The sequence below is a fragment of the Novosphingobium rhizovicinum genome (assembly GCF_040813635.1).
GTDB lineage: Bacteria > Pseudomonadota > Alphaproteobacteria > Sphingomonadales > Sphingomonadaceae > Novosphingobium > Novosphingobium rhizovicinum.
Window position 1 is genome coordinate 136,724 of sequence record NZ_JBFNXR010000031.1, and the last position, 16,676, is coordinate 153,399.

Here is a 16,676-nt window from a genome sequence, read left to right on the forward strand (position 1 = left end):
ACTCCCGCTGGCACCGCTTAGAAGGGGTTGGGCAAGGAGGATCGACACATGGCGAGCCAACCCGTGGGCACGAGGTCATTCGCAGCTGGGTTCGGAATGAGCGAACGACTGGCACAAAACTGGGGATGGCTGCTCCTGCGTGGCGTCCTCGCGGTGCTGTTCGGCATCCTGACCTGGCTGATGCCGGGCGTGGCTCTGGGCTCTCTAGTGATCGTGTTCGCCATTTACATGCTTGTCGATGGCGTCCTGGCCATCATCTCCGCCGTTCGTGCCGCCAAGGCTCACGAGCGCTGGGGATGGCTGATCCTGGAGGGGCTTTTCGGCCTCGCCGCCGGTGCTTTCGCACTGCTGATACCGGGCATCGCGGTACTGACCTTTGTCATCCTCATCGCAGCCTGGGCGATCATCACGGGAGCCGCATTGCTGGTTGCATCGTTCCGCCTGCACATGAGCCACGGAAGGCTGCTGATGGCGGTGGCCGGAGTCGTCTCGATGGTCTGGGGCGTACTCCTGCTGCTGGCGCCGATTGCTGGCGCTCTGGTTCTCACCTTGTGGATCGGGGCCTACGCATTGGTCTTTGGCGCCATGATGGTTTTCCTGGCGCTCCGGTTGCGCAAGCAGTGCGACGGAGTGGGCGACAACGGACACGAAACTCTGGCGGAGGATGCCGCCTAGCTGCGGGGACTTGTCCCTCGCTTCCGGTGACAAACGCACGGCTTCGTCTTGACGAGTGTCATAGAGCCGTCACATGAGCGCGCGCGTCGCACGGAGTAAGCCAAAATTCGCCAGATTGCCGCCCTTCCCTACCGTATCGAAGACGGCACCGATGGCTCGATTCGCGTTCTGCTGATCACCTCGCGGGACACGGGCCGCTGGGTCATCCCCAAGGGTAACAAGATGAGCGGGCTGAGCGCACACGCTGCAGCCGCCATCGAGGCTGAGGAAGAAGCCGGCGTCACCGGCTTGATCTGCCCCACTCCGCTCGGCTCCTATCGTTATCGCAAACGGCGCAGGAACGGCGCCTCGCTGATGATCGACGTCGAGGTTTTTCCACTCGCGGTTCGCGAGGAGCTGCCGAACTGGAAGGAAGCGGCTGAGCGTGAGCGCCGCTGGTTCAGCCTTAGCGAAGCGGCCAACAACGTGAACGAGCCGGATCTGCGCGATCTCATCCGGTCATTCGCTGCGACCGAGTTCCGCGCTGCCGCGGCGCGTACGACCATCTTGGGCACCATGGCCCAGAAGACAGGAATGAATTGGATGTTTGGCTGGTTTCAAATGCTCCTGCCGCGCAAGACGGACTTCTTCGACTTGTTCGAGGCGCACGTGGGGACCGTGGTCGCCGGTGCCGACGCGCTCGCCCGGCTTTTCTCCGAGGCACGCGGACGGCAAGATCACATTCGTGAGATCAACGAGCGCGAGCATGATGCCGACAACGTGATCCGAGAGGTCCTGCACCTCGTGCGCCGGACGTTCCTCACTCCGTTCGATCGCAGCGCCATCATCAGCCTGGTCAGCTCTATCGACGATGCCATCGACCTCATGCAGGCTGCGGCATCGGCCATCGATCTTTACGAATTCACCGAGTTCGACCAGGAAATGCGCGACATGGTTGCGCTGATCGTAGACAGCACGCGCGTCCTGAGCGAAGCGGTACCCCTGCTGCGGGACGTCAGCGCCAACGGCAAACGCCTTCACGAACTGACCGAACGTCTGGTCCGCATGGAAGGACACGCCGATACAATCCACGCGTCCGGCCTGAAAAACGCCTTCCGCACGTTCGGAACCGACAATCCGATGGGCTTCATCGTGCGGCGCGAGATCTTCAATCACCTGGAGCGCATCACCGACGCCCTGGAAGACGTCGCCAATGAGATCGACGGCATCGTCATCGATCACTCCTGACCAGCCCCATGCACGAACTTGCTTTGCCGCTGCTGATCGGGCTGGTGCTTGTCGCACTCGCCTTCGATTACCTGAACGGCCTTCACGACGCCGCAAACTCAATCGCGACAGTGGTCGCCACCCGGTTGCTAAGCCCCGGCCTGGCGGTTGCGTTCGCGGCATTCTTCAACTTCGCCGCTTACTTCCTGACGCTTCTGTTCCCCAGCCTGCACAAAGTGGCAGAGACGATCGGGTCCGGAATCATCGCCCAGGAACTGGTCACTCCGTCCGTCATTTTCGGCGCCCTGATCGGGGCGATGTTCTGGAACGTCGTCACTTGGCTGAAAGGCATCCCATCGTCGAGCAGCCACGCATTGGTGGGGGGCTTGATCGGCGCCGGCGTCGCGCATGCGGGCGTAACCGGCATTCAGTGGACGGGCCTCAACAAGACTCTCGTCGCCATCGTGCTTTCGCCGCTGATCGGCATGGCCATCGCCATGCTGCTGATGCTCCTGACAAGCTGGCTGTTTGCGCGCTCGAGCTCACGCGCGGCGGAGAGCAGCTTCCGCGCCCTGCATCTCCTATCCTCGGCGACCTATTCGCTCAGCCACGGCCTTAACGATGCGCAGAAGACGATGGGGATCATCACTGTGCTGCTCTATTCGACCGGGTATCTGAGCGGCGAGTTCGAAGTGCCGCATTGGGTCGCGATCAGCTGCTATATCGCGATTGCCCTGGGCACGCTCACAGGGGGATGGAAGATCATCGAGACGATGGGGTCGCGCATCACCAAGCTATCCCAGCATCAGGGTTTCTGCGCCTCCACCTCGGGTTCGATCGTGGTCTTCACAGCCTCGCTGTTCGGCATTCCGGTTTCGACCACTCACACGATCACGGGCTGCGTTATCGGAGCAGGCACTGCACGGCGCGCTTCAGCGGTACGCTGGGGCGTCGCGCGCAGCGTGGTGACCGCCTGGGTCATCACCATACCGGCGTCTGCTGCAGTCGGTGCCTTGTTCTACCTCATCACAGTGCCGTTCGGCAGCTGATCTTTCAGCGAAGATAGGGCGGCGCGGTTACCATGAAGGACCGCGCCGCCATTGAGGTCACCAGCCGCAGGTCTTGCCCTGGTTCTGCTTCTCCAACCACGTCTGCAAAGGCGCGAAGTAGCGCAGCATCGGCTTGCCGCTCATTTCGCGGCTGCCCGTGAACGCCTGCAGGGCATCAGGCCAAGGCTTCGATGCGCCCATTTCCAGCATGGCGTTCATCTTCTCGCCCACCTTCTTGTCGCCGTAGAAGCTGCAGCGGTGTAGCGGACCTTTCCAGCCCGCCTGCTTGCACGCCGCCTCATAGAACTGGAACTGAAGCAGCCGCGCAAGGAAGTACCGCGTGTAAGGCGTCACTGCCGGGATGTGGTACTTGGCACCGGGATCGAAGGCATCCGCTGGCCGCTCGGTGGGCGGTACGATGCCCTGGTATTTCAACCGCATCTCATCCCACGCACGCTGGTAATCAGCTGGCTGCACCTCACCCGAGAACACGTTCCACCGCCACCTGTCGATCATCAGGCCGAACGGCAGGAACGCGACCTTGTCCATGGCCTGGCGCAGAAGGAGGCCCATGTCCTTGTCGGCACCAGGCACCTTCGACTTGTCCAGCAGGCCGATCTGGACGAGGTACTGAGGCGTGATCGAGAGCGCCATGGTGTCGCCGATCGCCTCATGGAAGCCATCGTTGGCCCCGTCCTGATAGTAGGCCGGCTGGATGTTGTAGGCGCGCTGATAGTAGTTGTGCCCCAGCTCGTGATGAATGGTCACGAAGTCGTCCGAATTGACCTTCGTGCACATCTTGATGCGCAGATCATCCACGTTGTCGATGTTCCAGGCAGAGGCGTGACAGACCACCTCCCGATCCGCCGGTTTGGTAATCTGGGAGCGCTCCCAGAAGGTCTGCGGCAGCGGCTTGAAGCCCAGGGACGAGTAGAAGTTCTCCCCTGCCTTGACCATCTTAACCGGGTCGTAGTCCTTCGCCACCAGCAGTTCGCCGATGTCGTACCCTAGGTCACCCGTGCCTGGAGGCGCGACGATATCGTAGATGTTGCCCCATTCCTGGGCCCACATGTTGCCCAGCAGATCGGCGCGTATCGGCCCCGTGGGCTTCTGCACGGCATCGCCATACTTCTCGTTCAGCTTGGTGCGGGTGTAGCAGTGAAGCTGATCGTACAGAGGCTTCACCTCCTGCCACAGCCTTTCGGTCAGAGCAGCGAACTCTTCCGGCTTCATGTCGTAGTTCGAGCGCCACAACGCGCCCGCATCGGCATAGCCGAGTTCCTTTGCGCCGGCATTCTGCAGCTCCACCATCTTGGCGTAGTCCGCCTTCATCGGCTTGCCGACATTGTCGTGCCAGCTCGTCCACATCTCAGCCAACTCGGCCGGGTTGCGGTTTTCGCCCATGGCCGCCTCGATGTCGGAGCCGTTGATCGGCTCCCCGTTCAGCATGCCTTTACCCCTACCGTAGATGCCCTGAAGCCGAGCGCCGAGAGACGCCAGTTCCTCAGCCGCGCCAGGGCGCGTCGGGGCTGGCTGCACGATGAGGGTGCGCATCCGGTTCAGCTTGCGGTTGACGTCATACGACAAGCCAGGCTGCCCGGCGTATGTAGCCGCTTTTGTGGCGTTCTGGACGTTGAGCTTGTTCAACTCCGCCGCAGCGCGTGAGGTCACGGCTTCACTGTCGACCGTGATGTAAGTGTTATATACCCAGTCGGCCTGGCTCGCCTCAATGGTCTTCCCGTTATAGGCAGCCTCTGCCTGCTCGACGAACTGCGCAGCCGTGGGCTGTTGAGCAGGCGCCTGCTGGGCGTGTGCCGGATTGGCTGCGGCCATCGCCCCGGCCAGTGCCAGAAGCGAAATTGTGTGCGTTTTCATGGTGTCCCCGTACATGGGAATTGCGGATGCCCCATGCTGGCCGCACCGCAGCCACGGGTCAACCCGCCAAGAAGGCCACCATCTCCTCTCCAAGTTCCCGTTGCGTGACAGATGACATGTGCGTTCCGGGGATCTCGGCATAACGGCCCTCCGGCAATGCCTCGGCCAGCGCAGGAGCGGAGCCGTTGTCCTGATCGTCAGATCCGCAGACCACGAGCGTGGGCATGGTCACGCCGGCAAGGGCGGCCGAAGAGGTGTCGTCCACCGATTGCAGCAAAAGCCGTGCCGCCACGCGGTCCACCTTTTGCGTCTTCATGAAAGCTTGTGCGAAGTACGCCCGGTCGCCCCGCTTGATCTCATCAAAGCGATCAATCGCGTCGATGAAAAAGGCGCTGCGCTGCGCCCATCCCGCCAGTCCTTCCAGGCCCATCCCTGCCAGGATCAAGCGCCTTGGAGCCAACCCTGCGATGACTGCACGAACGGCCGTGCGCGCCCCCAGAGAGAACCCGCCCAGGTCGAAGTCCTCAAGTCCCAGTGTCTGAACCAGAGCCAGGGCATCGCGGACAAGCACGTCTTCGGGATAGGCGTCCGGCTCGTGCGGTGCTTCGCTTTGCCCATGCGCTCGCAGGTCCGGCATGATCGCCTCGAACCCAGCGTCTGCGAGCTTTTGCGCGTGGCCGAACTTGATCCAGTTGACCTCCGCGCTTGAGAAGAGGCCGTGGAGCAACAGCACGGGCCGGCCTTCCCCAAGGCGATGAACCGCCAGGCGCGTACCGCCCCAACCTGCGAAGAACTCACTCTGCAACTCACTCATTCAGGCGGCTCCACGCCAGCGGCCTTCCACATTTCGATCACCTTCGTGTTTTCGGCACTCGTATGGCCTGGCAGATGGCGCACATCGGTCCATGCGTCCAGCATGCTCTCTATGGCGTAGTTGAGCTCGGGCTTGAAAGGAGAAGGGTCGTCGAAGCTGCCCACCGTCAAATCAATGTTGGCGCCACCCTCGACGAAGTCAAAGCCGAGCGGCGTTCCACAACGCGAACAGAATGGTCGGCGTCCGATCGGCGAAGATTGATACCAATCGGGCTCCCTGTGCCAGATCACCTGATCCTTCGGAGCATTGATGAAAGCGATGGAGACACCTCCGGTCGCCTTCCTGCACATCTTGCAGTGACACAGATAGGCTTTCTCAGGGGTGACTTGCGCGGTGTAGCGCACATGCCCGCATTGGCACCCGCCATCCATAGTCTGCATGCCGCATCCTCCTGACAGTTCCCAAGCCGCGGCGGCGTTCTTCCGAGCAACAGAGCTCCTCCCGGAACCCCGGCGGACGCTGCGGGTTCCTTGTTGGTGAACCAGTCAAGGTCCGTTCCGGCACGAGGCATGGGGCCGAACGCTATATCTGGGCCATCGCGGCAGCCGCAAGCCTCCCCCTCCTATCCAGTTGCAGCCGCACGCCGGAAGAAGCGCCGCCGCGCGCTCAGGACTCCATCCACATCGACCCTCGACCCTCGACCATCGCGGCACCAATCCGGGCGGACCTCTCGCGCCTTACGTCAGCGCTTGAGCAGGAGGTCCCGCGCGAGTTGTGGTCGATCGACAAGCCTGACCAGACCTGCATTCCCTCCAACCAGGTGAAGGTCCTGTTCGTCGAGCTCAAGACACCGAAGATCAAGTGCCGCATCGTCGGGAAAGTTAGCCGTGGTGCGCTTTCGCTCTCTGGATCAGGACGCACGCTGCATGTCGCCTTTCCGGTTCACGCAGTCGTGCGCGCACGGGACATCGGCGGCATCCTCAAGCAGGAGACGGCCACAGCCGATGCACGCGTGCAGGCGCAAGTGCAGATCACACTGGCACGCGACTGGACACCGCGCGGCAGAGTGGACCTGGCGTATCGCTGGACAAAACGGCCATCGATTAAATTTCTCGGCCAGACCATCGATCTCACCAGTCAGGCGGACAAGCGTCTGAAAGGCGTGTTGCAGGACCTGGAACGCAGCCTCTCTGGCGAACTGGGCAAGTTGCAGCTAAGAGAGCAGGTGGAGCAGTCGTGGCGCGCCGCATTCACCTCGATACAGCTCAACCAGTCAAATCCGCCTGTGTGGATGCGCATCTCTCCACGCGAGCTGCAGTATGGCGGATACAGGATCGCGAATGGGAGCATTACCCTGCGGCTGGGGCTGCGTGCGATCACCGAGACATTCGTCGGCGAACGACCGCCAGATCCTCCGCCGACTCCGCTCCCTCCTCTGAAGCCGCTCAAAGGTGACATGGGCAAGCTCCGCTTCTTCATCCCCGTGATCGCGGACTATCGGGAGTTGGAGCCGGTTCTGATGGAGACGCTCCTGAAACGGCAGCGGCGCCCATTCGAAGTGCCTGGCGTGGGCCCCGTCTGGGCACGCTTCCACAAGGCGACGATCTACGGCACGACCGGGGGGCGGGTGGCAGTCGGCTTGAACTTCTCCGCCGCCGATGAAGCCGACACGATCGGGAAGGCTCGGGCGACCGTCTGGTTGACGGGACGTCCGGTAAACCGGGCCAATTCGCGGGAGGTCGGTTTCACCGAATTTGCAGTCAGCGGCACCACGGACCGGACCGGGGGCGACCTCGTGATCAAGCTCGCCAACGCACCAGGCTTATCCAGCACCATTGCCGCCGCGTTGATCCAGAACTTCGAGAAAGACTACGACGAGCTGATGGGCAAGATCGACCGCGCCGTAGAGCAACGTCGCGAAGGTGATTTCATCATTCGCGCAAGAGTGGAGAAAGTTCAGACCGGCTCCCTCCGGGCAGCGGGCCAGGGCCTTTATCTGCCTGTTCGAGGAACGGGTGAGGCCAGCATCACCCTTGCACCGGAATAACGCTCTACCGGGGCCCAGAGCCGGATAGGCCATGCTTCTTCAGGCAATGGCGCAACTGGTCATAGGTGAGCCCCAGAGCATTGGCCGTCCGCCGCTGGTTCCAGCGGTTCTGCTCCAGGGCTTCCTCGATCAGCTGACGTTCGTGCGCCTCCACGGCTGCGCGCAAGTCCGTCACCACCTCACGCTCACGACCTGTGTTGTCCTGGGTTCTAGTGGCTGGCATCGGTTCCGGAGCTGTAGCCTCGCTCTTCTCGGAACAGGGCGCCCAGTCACTCTCGAACGGGTCGAACACGATCTCGCCTATCGGCCGACCCTCGTCATCCCAGCGATAGACGGCCCGCTCCACGACATTGCGAAGCTCGCGCACGTTGCCTGGCCAGGCATACCGCTCCAGCGCGTCCATGGCCGCCGAAGCAAAGCCGGGCCAGCGATCCCAGCCCAGCTCCGTCGCCATCCGCCTGCCGTAGTACTCGGCCAATTCGGGCACATCCCCTTCCCGCGCCCTCAACGGCGGAAGAGTTATGACCTCGAAGCTGAGACGATCCAGCAGATCCGCGCGGAACTTGTCTTCGGCAGCCATACGCGGAAGATCGGCATTGGTGGCCCCGACGATACGCACATCGACCTGAACCGGGCGCGAGGACCCGATGCGCGTCACTTCGCCGTACTCCACCGCCCGAAGCAGCCGCTCCTGCGCCGCCATCGAGAGATTGCCGAGCTCGTCCAAAAAGAGCGTGCCCTTGTCAGCCTCCTCGAAGCGACCGGCGCGAGCACGCGTGGCGCCTGTAAAAGCCCCGGCCTCATGCCCGAACAGCTCCGCCTCGATTAACGTCTCGGGCAGTGCTGCGCAGTTAAGGGTGACGAGGGGCTCGCCCCAGCGTGCGCTCAGGTGATGGAGGCGCTGCGCGATGAGCTCCTTGCCGGTGCCACGCTCGCCGATCACGAGTACAGGCCGCCCGGTCGAGGCGGCCCGGGACGCTCGCTCGACAGCGTCCAGGAATGCAGTGGACTGTCCGATGAACTGAACGTTACGATCCATTGCCACATCTTAGTATCATTCACCAATGTTTGGCAATTCATCCGCCAGTGACTTTCAGGTGTGGTTTAGATGGACCGCGGAATTCTGGGATAAGCGGAATTTGGCACGGCGCTTGCTATCCTCTTGGCATCTACGGATCAGGGTTAGGCAAGGACAGGTACGATGCTTTTTCGCAACAACACTCCCGCAAGCACCAAGACCGAGCGCACCAAGCTCGACGCGGCGATCGTGGCGAGCATTCTCGCGATGGGCGCGCTCAACCTGCTCGTGCTGGTTGACCAGATCAGCCCTGCGAAGGCCTATGCTGCCAGCCCATGCAATTGCGTGATCTCGCGCGTGGCGTTGGCATGACCCGCCTGGACGCCGAGATAGCCGAGCTGCGTGGCGCGCAGGGCGTCCGCCCGCCGCGGCTCTTGACGCTTGAGAGCCTGGACCACGAAGGCCGCTGGACGCACAGCAGCAACCGCGAATATCCGTTCACTTACGCCGACCGTCCCAAGATCAGAAAGGGCACTCCCACGATGGGCATTTTCTCCCGGACGCGCGACATCATTGCCGCGAACTTCAACGATCTGCTGGAAAAGGCGGAAGACCCCGCCAAGATGATCCGCCTGATCATCCTGGAAATGGAGGAAACCCTGGTCGAGGTTCGCACGTCCAGCGCGCGCACGATTGCCGACCAGAAGGAAATGCGGCGCCATGTCGCGAAGTTGGACAAGCTTCAGGCGGATTGGGCGGACAAGGCCCAGCTGGCGCTCAGCAAGGGCCGCGAGGATCTGGCCCGCGCCGCCTTGCTGGAAAAGAAGAAGGCGGGCGACATGGCCGATCAACTGCAGGCGGAGGTCGAAGTCCTCGACGACGCTCTGCGGGCCTATGAGCAGGACATCGAAAAGCTGCAGAGCCGGCTGCGCGAAGCCCGGACCCGGCAGACTTCAATCGCCGCGCGGCTTCAGAGCGCGGAGAACAGAGTCAAGCTGCGCAGTCTGCTTTCAAGCGAGCGCGTGGACGAGGCCATGGTCCGTTTCGACCAGCTCGAAAGGCGCGTAGACTACGCCGAGGGCCGCGCCGAGTCGATGAGCATGGGCGATAGCCAGCAGCCGACGCTGGCCGATGAGATCGCGGCGCTCGCCGATGGCGACAGCATCGAAGCCGAGCTCGCCGAGATGAAGCGGGCCATGGGCACCGAAAAGGCGGAGAATAAGTCGACGGATGCGCCGCAAGGCTGAGCGGCAAAACTACCGACAGGAACATGCAGGCATCCGTGCAAGGGGAAACAGGACAATGGCACGCGGACATTTCTATCTCGACAAGTCGAACGCCAAGTTGGCCGGAGTATGCTCCGGACTGGCGGACTACACCGGCGTCGACCCGCTCTGGGTTCGTATCGCCACGGTGTTCCTCACACTCTTCGTCTCGTTCATCACGATCCCGATTTATGTCGTGACCGCGCTGGTGGCCGATAAGAAGCCCTTCTCCCACTACAGCGAGGCTGAGGAAGAGAGGATGCTACGTCGCATGAGCCGCCGGAGGAACAAGCACCGGGTCCGCTCCGAGCTATCCGATCTGGACCGCCGCGTGGCAGAGGTCGAGCGCCACTATTCGAGCAGCAACGCACGTCTTGCGGCCGAAATCGACAGCCTGCGCTAAGCGCGACAAAAAGGATATTGCGCCATGGAAGGCATCCTTGCCCTGCTCATCCCGCTGGCTCCGTTCATAATGGTCTGCTTCATCGTGTGGACCAAGCACCAGCGCAAGATGGCCGAGTTGCAGCTGCAGGCGACTGCCGAGAAGGCGGCCCAGTACGCCTCGCACTCACGCGAATTGGAAGAGCGCATCCGCGTCCTGGAGCGGATTGTCACCGACGGCGGCTATGACACCGCGCTGCAAATCGAAGCTTTGCGCGATGCCCGCGATGTCGAGCAGCAGCGCAGCATCGAGCGGGACGGCAGCATCAACTGAGGGAGGCCGGCATGGCTCTGGATTTCATCGCCATAGAAGCACTTGCACCGCTGATTGTCGTTGTCACCGCAGTCGCCACTGGTGGATGGGTGTTCAACAACTGGCTTCGGATGCGGCACGGATATCCGTTGGAGAACTCGTGGGGCAAGGCTGTCTACCCCAAGGGTGACACCGAAGCGCAAGCGCGTGTCCAGCTGCTGACGCAGGAGAACGCACAGCTTCGCGCCGAGATCGGCTCCATCAAGGACCGGCTTGCAAGCGTAGAGCGGATCGTTACCGACCAAGGCTACGATGTCGCGCAGCAGATCGAAGGCCTGCGGCTCGCTCGTCAGGAGGTAACCAAGCAATGAGTTTCGGCACCGCCGTCGTCGTCATCTTCGCCATTGCGGCGATCACCTGGCTGCGCGCGCAGAAGCAAAGGGGCGGCTTGGGCACCGGCCCTCGCGAAGCGGAGCTTGAGCGCGAGGTGGAGCAGCTTCGGCAGCGAATCGCGGTGCTTGAGCGCATCGCTCTCGATGAGCGAGGCGGGGACAGCCTTGCGCGAGAGATCGAAGCGCTCAGAGACTAACTTCAAGCGCGCCTAGGGCAAGGCGCGCTTGAGTTCCTCGATCCACACGGTTGCACTCGCATCCGAAGGCGCCCGCCAGTCACCCCGCGGGCTGAGCGCACCGCCTCCCGACACCTTGGGGCCGTTCGGGATGGCGGAACGCTTGAACTGGCTGAAGGCGAAGAAACGCCAGAGAAACTCCTCCAGCCACTTGGTGATCGTCACAAGGTCATACGCGCTCCTGCCCTCTTTCGGGAAGCCAGCCGGCCAGCTTCCCTGAGAGGCCTCGCGCCAGGCATGCCAGGCAAGAAACGCGACTTTCGAAGGCTTCTGACCGAAGCGTACGATGTGGTGCAGGAAGAAGTCGTTGAGCTCGTAAGGCCCGATCTTGCCCTCTGTGCTCTGTATCTCGCCATCCTCGCCCGCTGGGACGAGTTCAGGGGAAATCTCGGTATCGAGGATCGACAGCAGGACGGCCGCCGTGGCTTCGTCGACCTGGGTGTTGGCGGTCCAGCGGATGAGATACTGGATCAGGGTTTTGGGCACGCCGGCATTCACGGCGTAGTGGCTCATCTGGTCGCCCACGCCATAGGTGCACCAGCCCAGCGCCAGTTCGGAAAGGTCGCCGGTGCCGACCACGAACCCGGAATGCTGGCTGGCAAGACGGAACAGGTAATCGGTCCGCAGCCCGGCCTGCACGTTCTCGAATGTCACGTCGTAGACCGGCTCACCATTGCCAAAGGGATGGCCGATGTCCTTGAGCATTGTCGTCGCGGCTGGACGTATGTCGATCTCGGCAGAGGTGATGCCGAGAGCATCCATCAGCTTCCAGGCATTACCCTTGGTGCCTTGGCTCGTGCCGAACCCTGGCATGGTGAACCCCCGGATGGTGCTGCGCGGCAAACCCAGCCGGTCGCAGGTCTTCGCTGCCACGATGAGAGCATGCGTAGAGTCCAGCCCGCCAGACACGCCGATGACCAGGCTCTTGGCCTTGGTCGCCTCGACCCTGCGCATCAGGCCATCCACCTGGATGTTGAACGCCTCGTAGCAATCCGCATCGAGCTTTTCGGGCCGGTCGGGAACGAAAGGGAAGCGCCGGATTGCGCGCTTCAGACCGATGTCTCCCTTGGCGGGAACATGATCGAAGGGGATCGTACGGAAGCTGTACTCCGGCCGTCCCGAGGCGCGGGCAGAATCGTTGTAAGTGGGCAGCCGCAGGCGCTCACCCACGATACGGGCGCAATCGACATCTGCGATGCACAGCTCCGCGTCGAGTGAGAAACGTTCAGACTGGGCCAGCATCTCGCTGAGTTCGTAGATCACACCCTGCCCATCCCAGGCGAGATCGGTCGTGCTTTCGCCGTGGCCGCCTGCGGAATAGACATAGGCCGACGCGGTTCGCGCGGATTGAGCGCTGCACAGCACGTGGCGGTCATCCGACTTGCCAATGACGATGTTGGAAGCCGAAAGATTACAAAGGATCGTCGCGCCGGCCAGCGCACCCAGCGTCGAGGGTGGAGTTGGCGCCCAGAAATCCTCGCAAATCTCGATAAAGAAGCGGAAATCCCGCAGGACATTGGATGCGAACACAAGGTCCGTCCCGAAGGGGATTTCGCAACCCGCCACCTTGATGGTCTGCCCGACCACACCGATCCCGCTGGCGAACCAGCGCTTCTCGTAGAACTCGCGATAGTTCGGCAGGTATGACTTGGGAACAGCGCCCAGCAGGCGACCGTCCGCAATAGCCAACGCACAGTTGTAGAGGCGTCCGCGATCGGCGAGCGCTGCTCCGATCAACAACACCGGCGAGAGGCCCTTGCTCGCTTCGACAATGGACCCGATGGCATCTTCCACCGCTTCGATCATGGCCTGCTGCAGGTGCAGGTCGTCAATGGCGTAGGATGACAGGCACAGCTCGGGATAGACCAGCAGGTCCACGCCCGCTTCGTGCGCCCGGCGCGCTTCCGTAATGATGGCGTCCCGGTTGCACGGGACGTCAGCGGTGCGGACCTTGGGTGTCGAGGTGGCAACGCGCACGAGACCGTGGCGGTGCATGTCGTAGAATGGGTGGCTCTCGCTCATACTTCCGGTCCTGACATCCCCAGCCACCTCAAGCAATATTCACCTGTCATGATCCACTCCGTTCCATTCCTGCCGAGCCATCGAGACCTTGCGAGACGAACGGGAGGGGATTTGACTTGTTCCGTCGGGCTGCGGCCTTACATGCAGTCCACATGCGCAGTCTGGATGATATCCGCGAAGAGTATGAGTTCCTTGAGGGCGACGAGCGTTATCGTCTGCTGATCGAATTGGGGCGAGAACTCGATCCGATGCCCGATGCACTGAAAACCGACGCCACGAAAGTGCGCGGCTGCTCGGCCAGTGTCTGGGTCTACCCTACCAAGGCGGAGGGCGGGCACCTGCACTTCCTAGCTGATAGCAACGCTGCGATCACCAAGGGTATCGTTGCCCTTGTCCTGGCGGCGGTGCAGGATCAGCCCGCGGACGAGGTGGCGAAGACGGACATCGCAGCCAGGCTCGAGCCGTTTGACTTGCGCAACCAGCTTTCATCCAATCGCACGCAAGGCGTGCCGAACATGATCGCCCTGATCCGGGAGACCGCAGCCCGCTATGCCGGATGACGAGTTCCCGAAGAAGGCTCCCCCCGCAACCCGGCCGCTCTGGGCCGCGGGAGGCTCCTTCTTCGTGGCACTGGGAACTCTCGGCATTATCCTGCCGCTGCTGCCCACCGTCGTCTTCTACCTGCTGGCCGCGTGGTGCTTTTCGAAAAGCCACCCGCACCTTGCCGACAAGCTATACACGCACAAGCACTATGGCCCGCATCTGGTCGCGTGGCGGGATCGGCGCGCCATCAGCCGCAAGGGTAAGGTTTCCGCGCTCCTAGGCATGAGCGGCAGCGTGCCGTTCACCTACCTGGTCGTCGGCTACCCGGCAGTCATCATCCCGGTGGTCGTGCTGGTTGTGGCCGGTCCATGGATCTGGTTGCGCCCCGAATAACAAAAGCCCTCCCTCCACGCTGGAGAGAGGGCGTTTGTTTGGGCTCTGCTGAATATCAGGCGAGATCGAAGCGATCGGCGTTCATCACCTTTGTCCATGCAGCCACGAAGTCGCGAACGAACTTCTCGTCCACATCGGCAGCGGCATAGACTTCCGAGATTGCCCGCAACTGAGAGTTCGAACCGAATGCGAGATCGGTTCGCGTGGCGGTCCACTTCTGCTCATCGGTCTTGCGGCAAGTGCCCGCGAACACCTGATCACTGCTTTCGTCGACCACTTTCCACGCAGTACCCATGTCCAGCAAGTTGACGAAGAAGTCGTTCGTCAGCTGCCCCGGACGGTCGGTAAGCACGCCTTCCTTGATGTCGCCGTGATTCGCGCCAAGCACGCGCAGACCGCCTAACAGGACCGTCATCTCGGGAGCGCTGAGGCCAAGCAAGGCTGCGCGATCGATCAGCAGTTCCTCTGTCGGCACGCTCATCGGCGTCGGCAGATAGTTGCGGAACCCATCCGCCTGCGGCTCGAGCGGCTCGAAGTTGGTTGGGTCTGTCCACTCCTGAGTGGCGTCGGTGCGCCCAGGCGTGAACGGTACGGGCACCTTGTACCCTGCATCTTTCAGCGCCTTTTCCACGCCGACAGCACCGCCCAGCACGATCAGGTCCGCGATCGAGACCTTCTTGCCTGGCACATCAAACTGCGACTTGATGTCTTCGTAGACCGCCAGCACCTTCGCGAGCTTTTCCGGCTCGTTCACGTGCCAGTTCTTCTGCGGCTCCAGGCGGATCCGCGCGCCGTTGGCTCCGCCGCGATGATCCGAGCAACGGTAGGTGGAGGCCGAGGCCCAGGCGACAGAGACCATTTCCGACACCGTCAGGCCGGAAGCGAGGATGCGCGCTTCGAGCTTCTGCACGTCGCCCGCGTCGATCGTCTTGTAATCGGCCTTCGGTATCGGGTCCTGCCAGATCAGGTCTTCAGAGGGCACCTCGGGTCCAAGGTAGCGCGCCTTCGGACCCATGTCGCGGTGGCACAGCTTGAACCAGGCGCGGGCGAAGGCGTCGGCGAACTGGTCCGGATTGGCATGGAAGCGCTCGGAAATCTTGCGATATTCCGGATCGACCTTCATCGCCATGTCGGCGGTGGTCATGATCGTGGGGACCTTGACGGCGGGCGTGTGCGCCTTGGGGGCCTTGGTCTCATCAGGGTTTCCGACGGGGTGCCACTGCCAGGCGCCTGCGGGGCTCTTCTCCAGCTCGTATTCGTGGTTGAGCAGGTTGTCGAAGTAGCCCATGTCCCACTTGATCGGATTGGCGGTCCACGCACCTTCGATGCCGCTGGTGATCGTGTGATCGCCCATGCCGCTCTCATGGCCCGACTGCCAGCCGAGGCCCTGTTGCGCGATATCCGACCCTTCCGGCTCGGAACCGACCAGCGCGGCGTCTCCCGCACCGTGACACTTGCCAAACGTATGGCCGCCGGCAGTCAGGGCGACGACCTCCTCGTCATTCATCCCCATGCGCGCGAATGTCTCGCGGATATCGCGTGCGGAGCCAACGGGATCGGGCTTGCCGCCCGGTCCTTCGGGGTTGACGTAGATCAAGCCCATCTGGATCGCTGCGAGCGGGTTCTCGAGCGCGCGGCCGGACTCCTCGTCGATACGCGTGGTGCCCAGCCAATCTTCCTCGGTGCCCCAGTAGATGTCCTTCTCCGGCTCGAACACGTCGGCACGGCCGCCGCCAAAGCCGAACACCGGACCGCCCATCGACTCGATAGCGACGTTTCCGGTGAGGATCATCAGGTCCGCCCAGGAGAGCTTGGCGCCGTACTTCTGCTTGATCGGCCAGAGCAGGCGGCGTGCCTTGTCGAGATTGGCGTTGTCAGGCCACGAGTTCAGCGGAGCAAACCGCTGCGAGCCCGAAGACGCGCCACCACGCCCGTCGCCGGTGCGGTAGGTTCCTGCGCTGTGCCACGCCATGCGGATGAAGAACGGACCGTAGTGGCCGTAATCCGCTGGCCACCAGGGTTGGCTGTCCGTCATCAGTGCGTGAAGATCCTTCTTCACCGCAGCGAGGTCGAGCGTCTTGAAAGCCTCTCTGTATTCGAAGTCGTCACCGTAGGGGCTGCCTGTGGCGCCCTTTTGGGGAAGGATGTCGAGGGAGAGTTGGTTCGGCCACCAGTCACGGTTCGTCCGGCCCAGCAGCGAGCGTAGCGCCGAAGCCTCCTTCATGGGACAACCTTTCAGGGGATCGCCGCTTGTCTTAGCGTCCATCGGTCACTCTCCTTCTGCGTTCTTTAGGCGGGGGCATAGTACGCCCGTTAACGTGCGAAGCAAAAACGAGTTCGACAGATTACTGCGATAGATTGCTCCGAACGGGAGCACGCTCCCTCGCGCGCCCTGTCGCCACGGTAGCTGGGTGCTCCGCAGGACCTTCAAGTATGGCCCTGCGGGG

At 62.4% G+C, this 16,676-nt stretch carries 18 protein-coding genes; 12 read left to right on the forward strand and 6 right to left on the reverse strand.

Annotation, left to right across the window (positions count from 1 at the left end):
• Positions 1 to 48 precede the first annotated feature (48 nt).
• The 3 genes from ABUH87_RS09415 (at position 49) to ABUH87_RS09425 (ending at position 2,930) form a co-directional block, all read left to right on the forward strand.
• On the forward strand, positions 49 to 675 hold the full coding sequence (locus ABUH87_RS09415) for an HdeD family acid-resistance protein (RefSeq protein ID WP_367772837.1): 627 nt from the start codon (positions 49 to 51) through the stop codon (positions 673 to 675).
• 105 nt (positions 676 to 780) lie between these two features.
• Positions 781 to 1,902 (forward strand): DUF47 family protein, encoded by a 1,122-nt coding sequence (locus tag ABUH87_RS09420; RefSeq protein ID WP_367772965.1) that lies wholly within the window; start codon positions 781 to 783, stop codon positions 1,900 to 1,902.
• 8 nt (positions 1,903 to 1,910) lie between these two features.
• Positions 1,911 to 2,930: an inorganic phosphate transporter gene (locus ABUH87_RS09425; protein WP_367772839.1), complete on the forward strand. Its 1,020-nt coding sequence runs from the start codon at positions 1,911 to 1,913 to the stop codon at positions 2,928 to 2,930.
• Between the two features lie 57 nt (positions 2,931 to 2,987).
• Here ABUH87_RS09425 and ABUH87_RS09430 read toward each other — a convergent pair whose 3' ends face one another.
• Genes ABUH87_RS09430 through ABUH87_RS09440 form a run of 3 tightly spaced genes read right to left on the reverse strand, consistent with a single transcriptional unit; the run spans position 2,988 to position 6,059 of the window.
• A complete protein-coding gene (locus ABUH87_RS09430) occupies positions 2,988 to 4,805 on the reverse strand; it encodes a M2 family metallopeptidase (protein ID WP_367772841.1) in 1,818 nt (605 codons plus the stop codon).
• A gap of 58 nt (positions 4,806 to 4,863) precedes the next feature.
• Positions 4,864 to 5,619, reverse strand: a complete 756-nt coding sequence (locus tag ABUH87_RS09435) for an alpha/beta fold hydrolase (RefSeq protein ID WP_367772843.1) — start codon at positions 5,617 to 5,619, stop codon at positions 4,864 to 4,866.
• Positions 5,616 to 6,059: a GFA family protein gene (locus tag ABUH87_RS09440; protein ID WP_367772845.1), complete on the reverse strand. Its 444-nt coding sequence runs from the start codon at positions 6,057 to 6,059 to the stop codon at positions 5,616 to 5,618. The genes ABUH87_RS09435 and ABUH87_RS09440 overlap by 4 nt, the downstream gene beginning before the upstream one ends.
• A 155-nt stretch (positions 6,060 to 6,214) precedes the next feature.
• Here ABUH87_RS09440 and ABUH87_RS09445 point away from each other — a divergent pair, with 155 nt between their 5' ends.
• Positions 6,215 to 7,666, forward strand: a complete 1,452-nt coding sequence (locus tag ABUH87_RS09445) for a DUF4403 family protein (RefSeq protein ID WP_367772970.1) — start codon at positions 6,215 to 6,217, stop codon at positions 7,664 to 7,666.
• 4 nt (positions 7,667 to 7,670) lie between these two features.
• Here the strand turns inward: ABUH87_RS09445 and pspF are convergent, their stop codons facing one another.
• Entirely contained in the window at positions 7,671 to 8,705 is a 1,035-nt protein-coding gene (gene pspF, locus ABUH87_RS09450; RefSeq protein ID WP_367772847.1) for a phage shock protein operon transcriptional activator, read from the reverse strand.
• A 162-nt stretch (positions 8,706 to 8,867) separates the two neighbouring features.
• Here pspF and ABUH87_RS09455 point away from each other — a divergent pair, with 162 nt between their 5' ends.
• Genes ABUH87_RS09455 through ABUH87_RS09480 form a run of 6 tightly spaced genes read left to right on the forward strand, consistent with a single transcriptional unit; the run spans position 8,868 to position 11,232 of the window.
• The gene (locus ABUH87_RS09455; protein WP_367772849.1) at positions 8,868 to 9,056 is read left to right on the forward strand and encodes a hypothetical protein; all 189 of its coding nucleotides are present in this window, start codon (positions 8,868 to 8,870) and stop codon (positions 9,054 to 9,056) included.
• A complete protein-coding gene (gene pspA / locus ABUH87_RS09460; RefSeq protein ID WP_419956684.1) occupies positions 9,053 to 9,931 on the forward strand; it encodes a phage shock protein PspA in 879 nt (292 codons plus the stop codon). Before ABUH87_RS09455 ends, pspA begins: the two co-directional genes overlap by 4 nt.
• Before the next feature lie 55 nt (positions 9,932 to 9,986).
• The gene (locus tag ABUH87_RS09465) at positions 9,987 to 10,352 is read left to right on the forward strand and encodes a PspC domain-containing protein (RefSeq protein WP_367772851.1); all 366 of its coding nucleotides are present in this window, start codon (positions 9,987 to 9,989) and stop codon (positions 10,350 to 10,352) included.
• Between the two features lie 24 nt (positions 10,353 to 10,376).
• Positions 10,377 to 10,664 (forward strand): hypothetical protein, encoded by a 288-nt coding sequence (locus ABUH87_RS09470; RefSeq protein ID WP_367772853.1) that lies wholly within the window; start codon positions 10,377 to 10,379, stop codon positions 10,662 to 10,664.
• Positions 10,665 to 10,675: 11 nt separating this feature from the next.
• Positions 10,676 to 11,014: a hypothetical protein gene (locus ABUH87_RS09475; RefSeq protein WP_367772855.1), complete on the forward strand. Its 339-nt coding sequence runs from the start codon at positions 10,676 to 10,678 to the stop codon at positions 11,012 to 11,014.
• The gene (locus ABUH87_RS09480) at positions 11,011 to 11,232 is read left to right on the forward strand and encodes a hypothetical protein (protein ID WP_367772857.1); all 222 of its coding nucleotides are present in this window, start codon (positions 11,011 to 11,013) and stop codon (positions 11,230 to 11,232) included. The genes ABUH87_RS09475 and ABUH87_RS09480 overlap by 4 nt, the downstream gene beginning before the upstream one ends.
• A gap of 12 nt (positions 11,233 to 11,244) precedes the next feature.
• On the opposite strand, the gene ABUH87_RS09485 is transcribed toward ABUH87_RS09480, so the two are convergent.
• Positions 11,245 to 13,293 carry an NAD(+) synthase gene (locus ABUH87_RS09485; protein WP_367772859.1) on the reverse strand — a complete coding sequence of 683 codons (2,049 nt, stop codon included), beginning with the start codon at positions 13,291 to 13,293 and terminating at the stop codon, positions 11,245 to 11,247.
• A gap of 152 nt (positions 13,294 to 13,445) precedes the next feature.
• Between ABUH87_RS09485 and ABUH87_RS09490 the strand changes: the two genes are divergently transcribed.
• Positions 13,446 to 13,853 (forward strand): SufE family protein, encoded by a 408-nt coding sequence (locus ABUH87_RS09490; protein ID WP_367772861.1) that lies wholly within the window; start codon positions 13,446 to 13,448, stop codon positions 13,851 to 13,853.
• A gap of 64 nt (positions 13,854 to 13,917) precedes the next feature.
• Positions 13,918 to 14,229 carry a YbaN family protein gene (locus ABUH87_RS09495; protein ID WP_419956685.1) on the forward strand — a complete coding sequence of 104 codons (312 nt, stop codon included), beginning with the start codon at positions 13,918 to 13,920 and terminating at the stop codon, positions 14,227 to 14,229.
• A 55-nt stretch (positions 14,230 to 14,284) separates the two neighbouring features.
• Here the strand turns inward: ABUH87_RS09495 and katG are convergent, their stop codons facing one another.
• Entirely contained in the window at positions 14,285 to 16,495 is a 2,211-nt protein-coding gene (gene katG, locus ABUH87_RS09500) for a catalase/peroxidase HPI (protein WP_367772867.1), read from the reverse strand.
• Between the last annotated feature and the right edge of the window lie 181 nt (positions 16,496 to 16,676).

Bases quoted from the DNA above. Each gene is read 5' to 3' on its own strand.
- ABUH87_RS09415 (WP_367772837.1), top strand. From the start codon at position 49: ATGGCGAGCCAACCCGTGGGCACGAGGTCATTCGCAGCTGGGTTCGGA.
- ABUH87_RS09425 (WP_367772839.1), top strand. From the start codon at position 1,911: ATGCACGAACTTGCTTTGCCGCTGCTGATCGGGCTGGTGCTTGTCGCA.
- ABUH87_RS09430 (WP_367772841.1), bottom strand. From the start codon at position 4,805: ATGAAAACGCACACAATTTCGCTTCTGGCACTGGCCGGGGCGATGGCC.
- ABUH87_RS09435 (WP_367772843.1), bottom strand. From the start codon at position 5,619: ATGAGTGAGTTGCAGAGTGAGTTCTTCGCAGGTTGGGGCGGTACGCGC.
- ABUH87_RS09440 (WP_367772845.1), bottom strand. From the start codon at position 6,059: ATGCAGACTATGGATGGCGGGTGCCAATGCGGGCATGTGCGCTACACC.
- pspF (WP_367772847.1), bottom strand. From the start codon at position 8,705: ATGGATCGTAACGTTCAGTTCATCGGACAGTCCACTGCATTCCTGGAC.
- ABUH87_RS09455 (WP_367772849.1), top strand. From the start codon at position 8,868: ATGCTTTTTCGCAACAACACTCCCGCAAGCACCAAGACCGAGCGCACC.
- pspA (WP_419956684.1), top strand. From the start codon at position 9,053: ATGACCCGCCTGGACGCCGAGATAGCCGAGCTGCGTGGCGCGCAGGGC.
- ABUH87_RS09465 (WP_367772851.1), top strand. From the start codon at position 9,987: ATGGCACGCGGACATTTCTATCTCGACAAGTCGAACGCCAAGTTGGCC.
- ABUH87_RS09470 (WP_367772853.1), top strand. From the start codon at position 10,377: ATGGAAGGCATCCTTGCCCTGCTCATCCCGCTGGCTCCGTTCATAATG.
- ABUH87_RS09475 (WP_367772855.1), top strand. From the start codon at position 10,676: ATGGCTCTGGATTTCATCGCCATAGAAGCACTTGCACCGCTGATTGTC.
- ABUH87_RS09480 (WP_367772857.1), top strand. From the start codon at position 11,011: ATGAGTTTCGGCACCGCCGTCGTCGTCATCTTCGCCATTGCGGCGATC.
- ABUH87_RS09485 (WP_367772859.1), bottom strand. From the start codon at position 13,293: ATGAGCGAGAGCCACCCATTCTACGACATGCACCGCCACGGTCTCGTG.
- ABUH87_RS09490 (WP_367772861.1), top strand. From the start codon at position 13,446: ATGCGCAGTCTGGATGATATCCGCGAAGAGTATGAGTTCCTTGAGGGC.
- katG (WP_367772867.1), bottom strand. From the start codon at position 16,495: ATGGACGCTAAGACAAGCGGCGATCCCCTGAAAGGTTGTCCCATGAAG.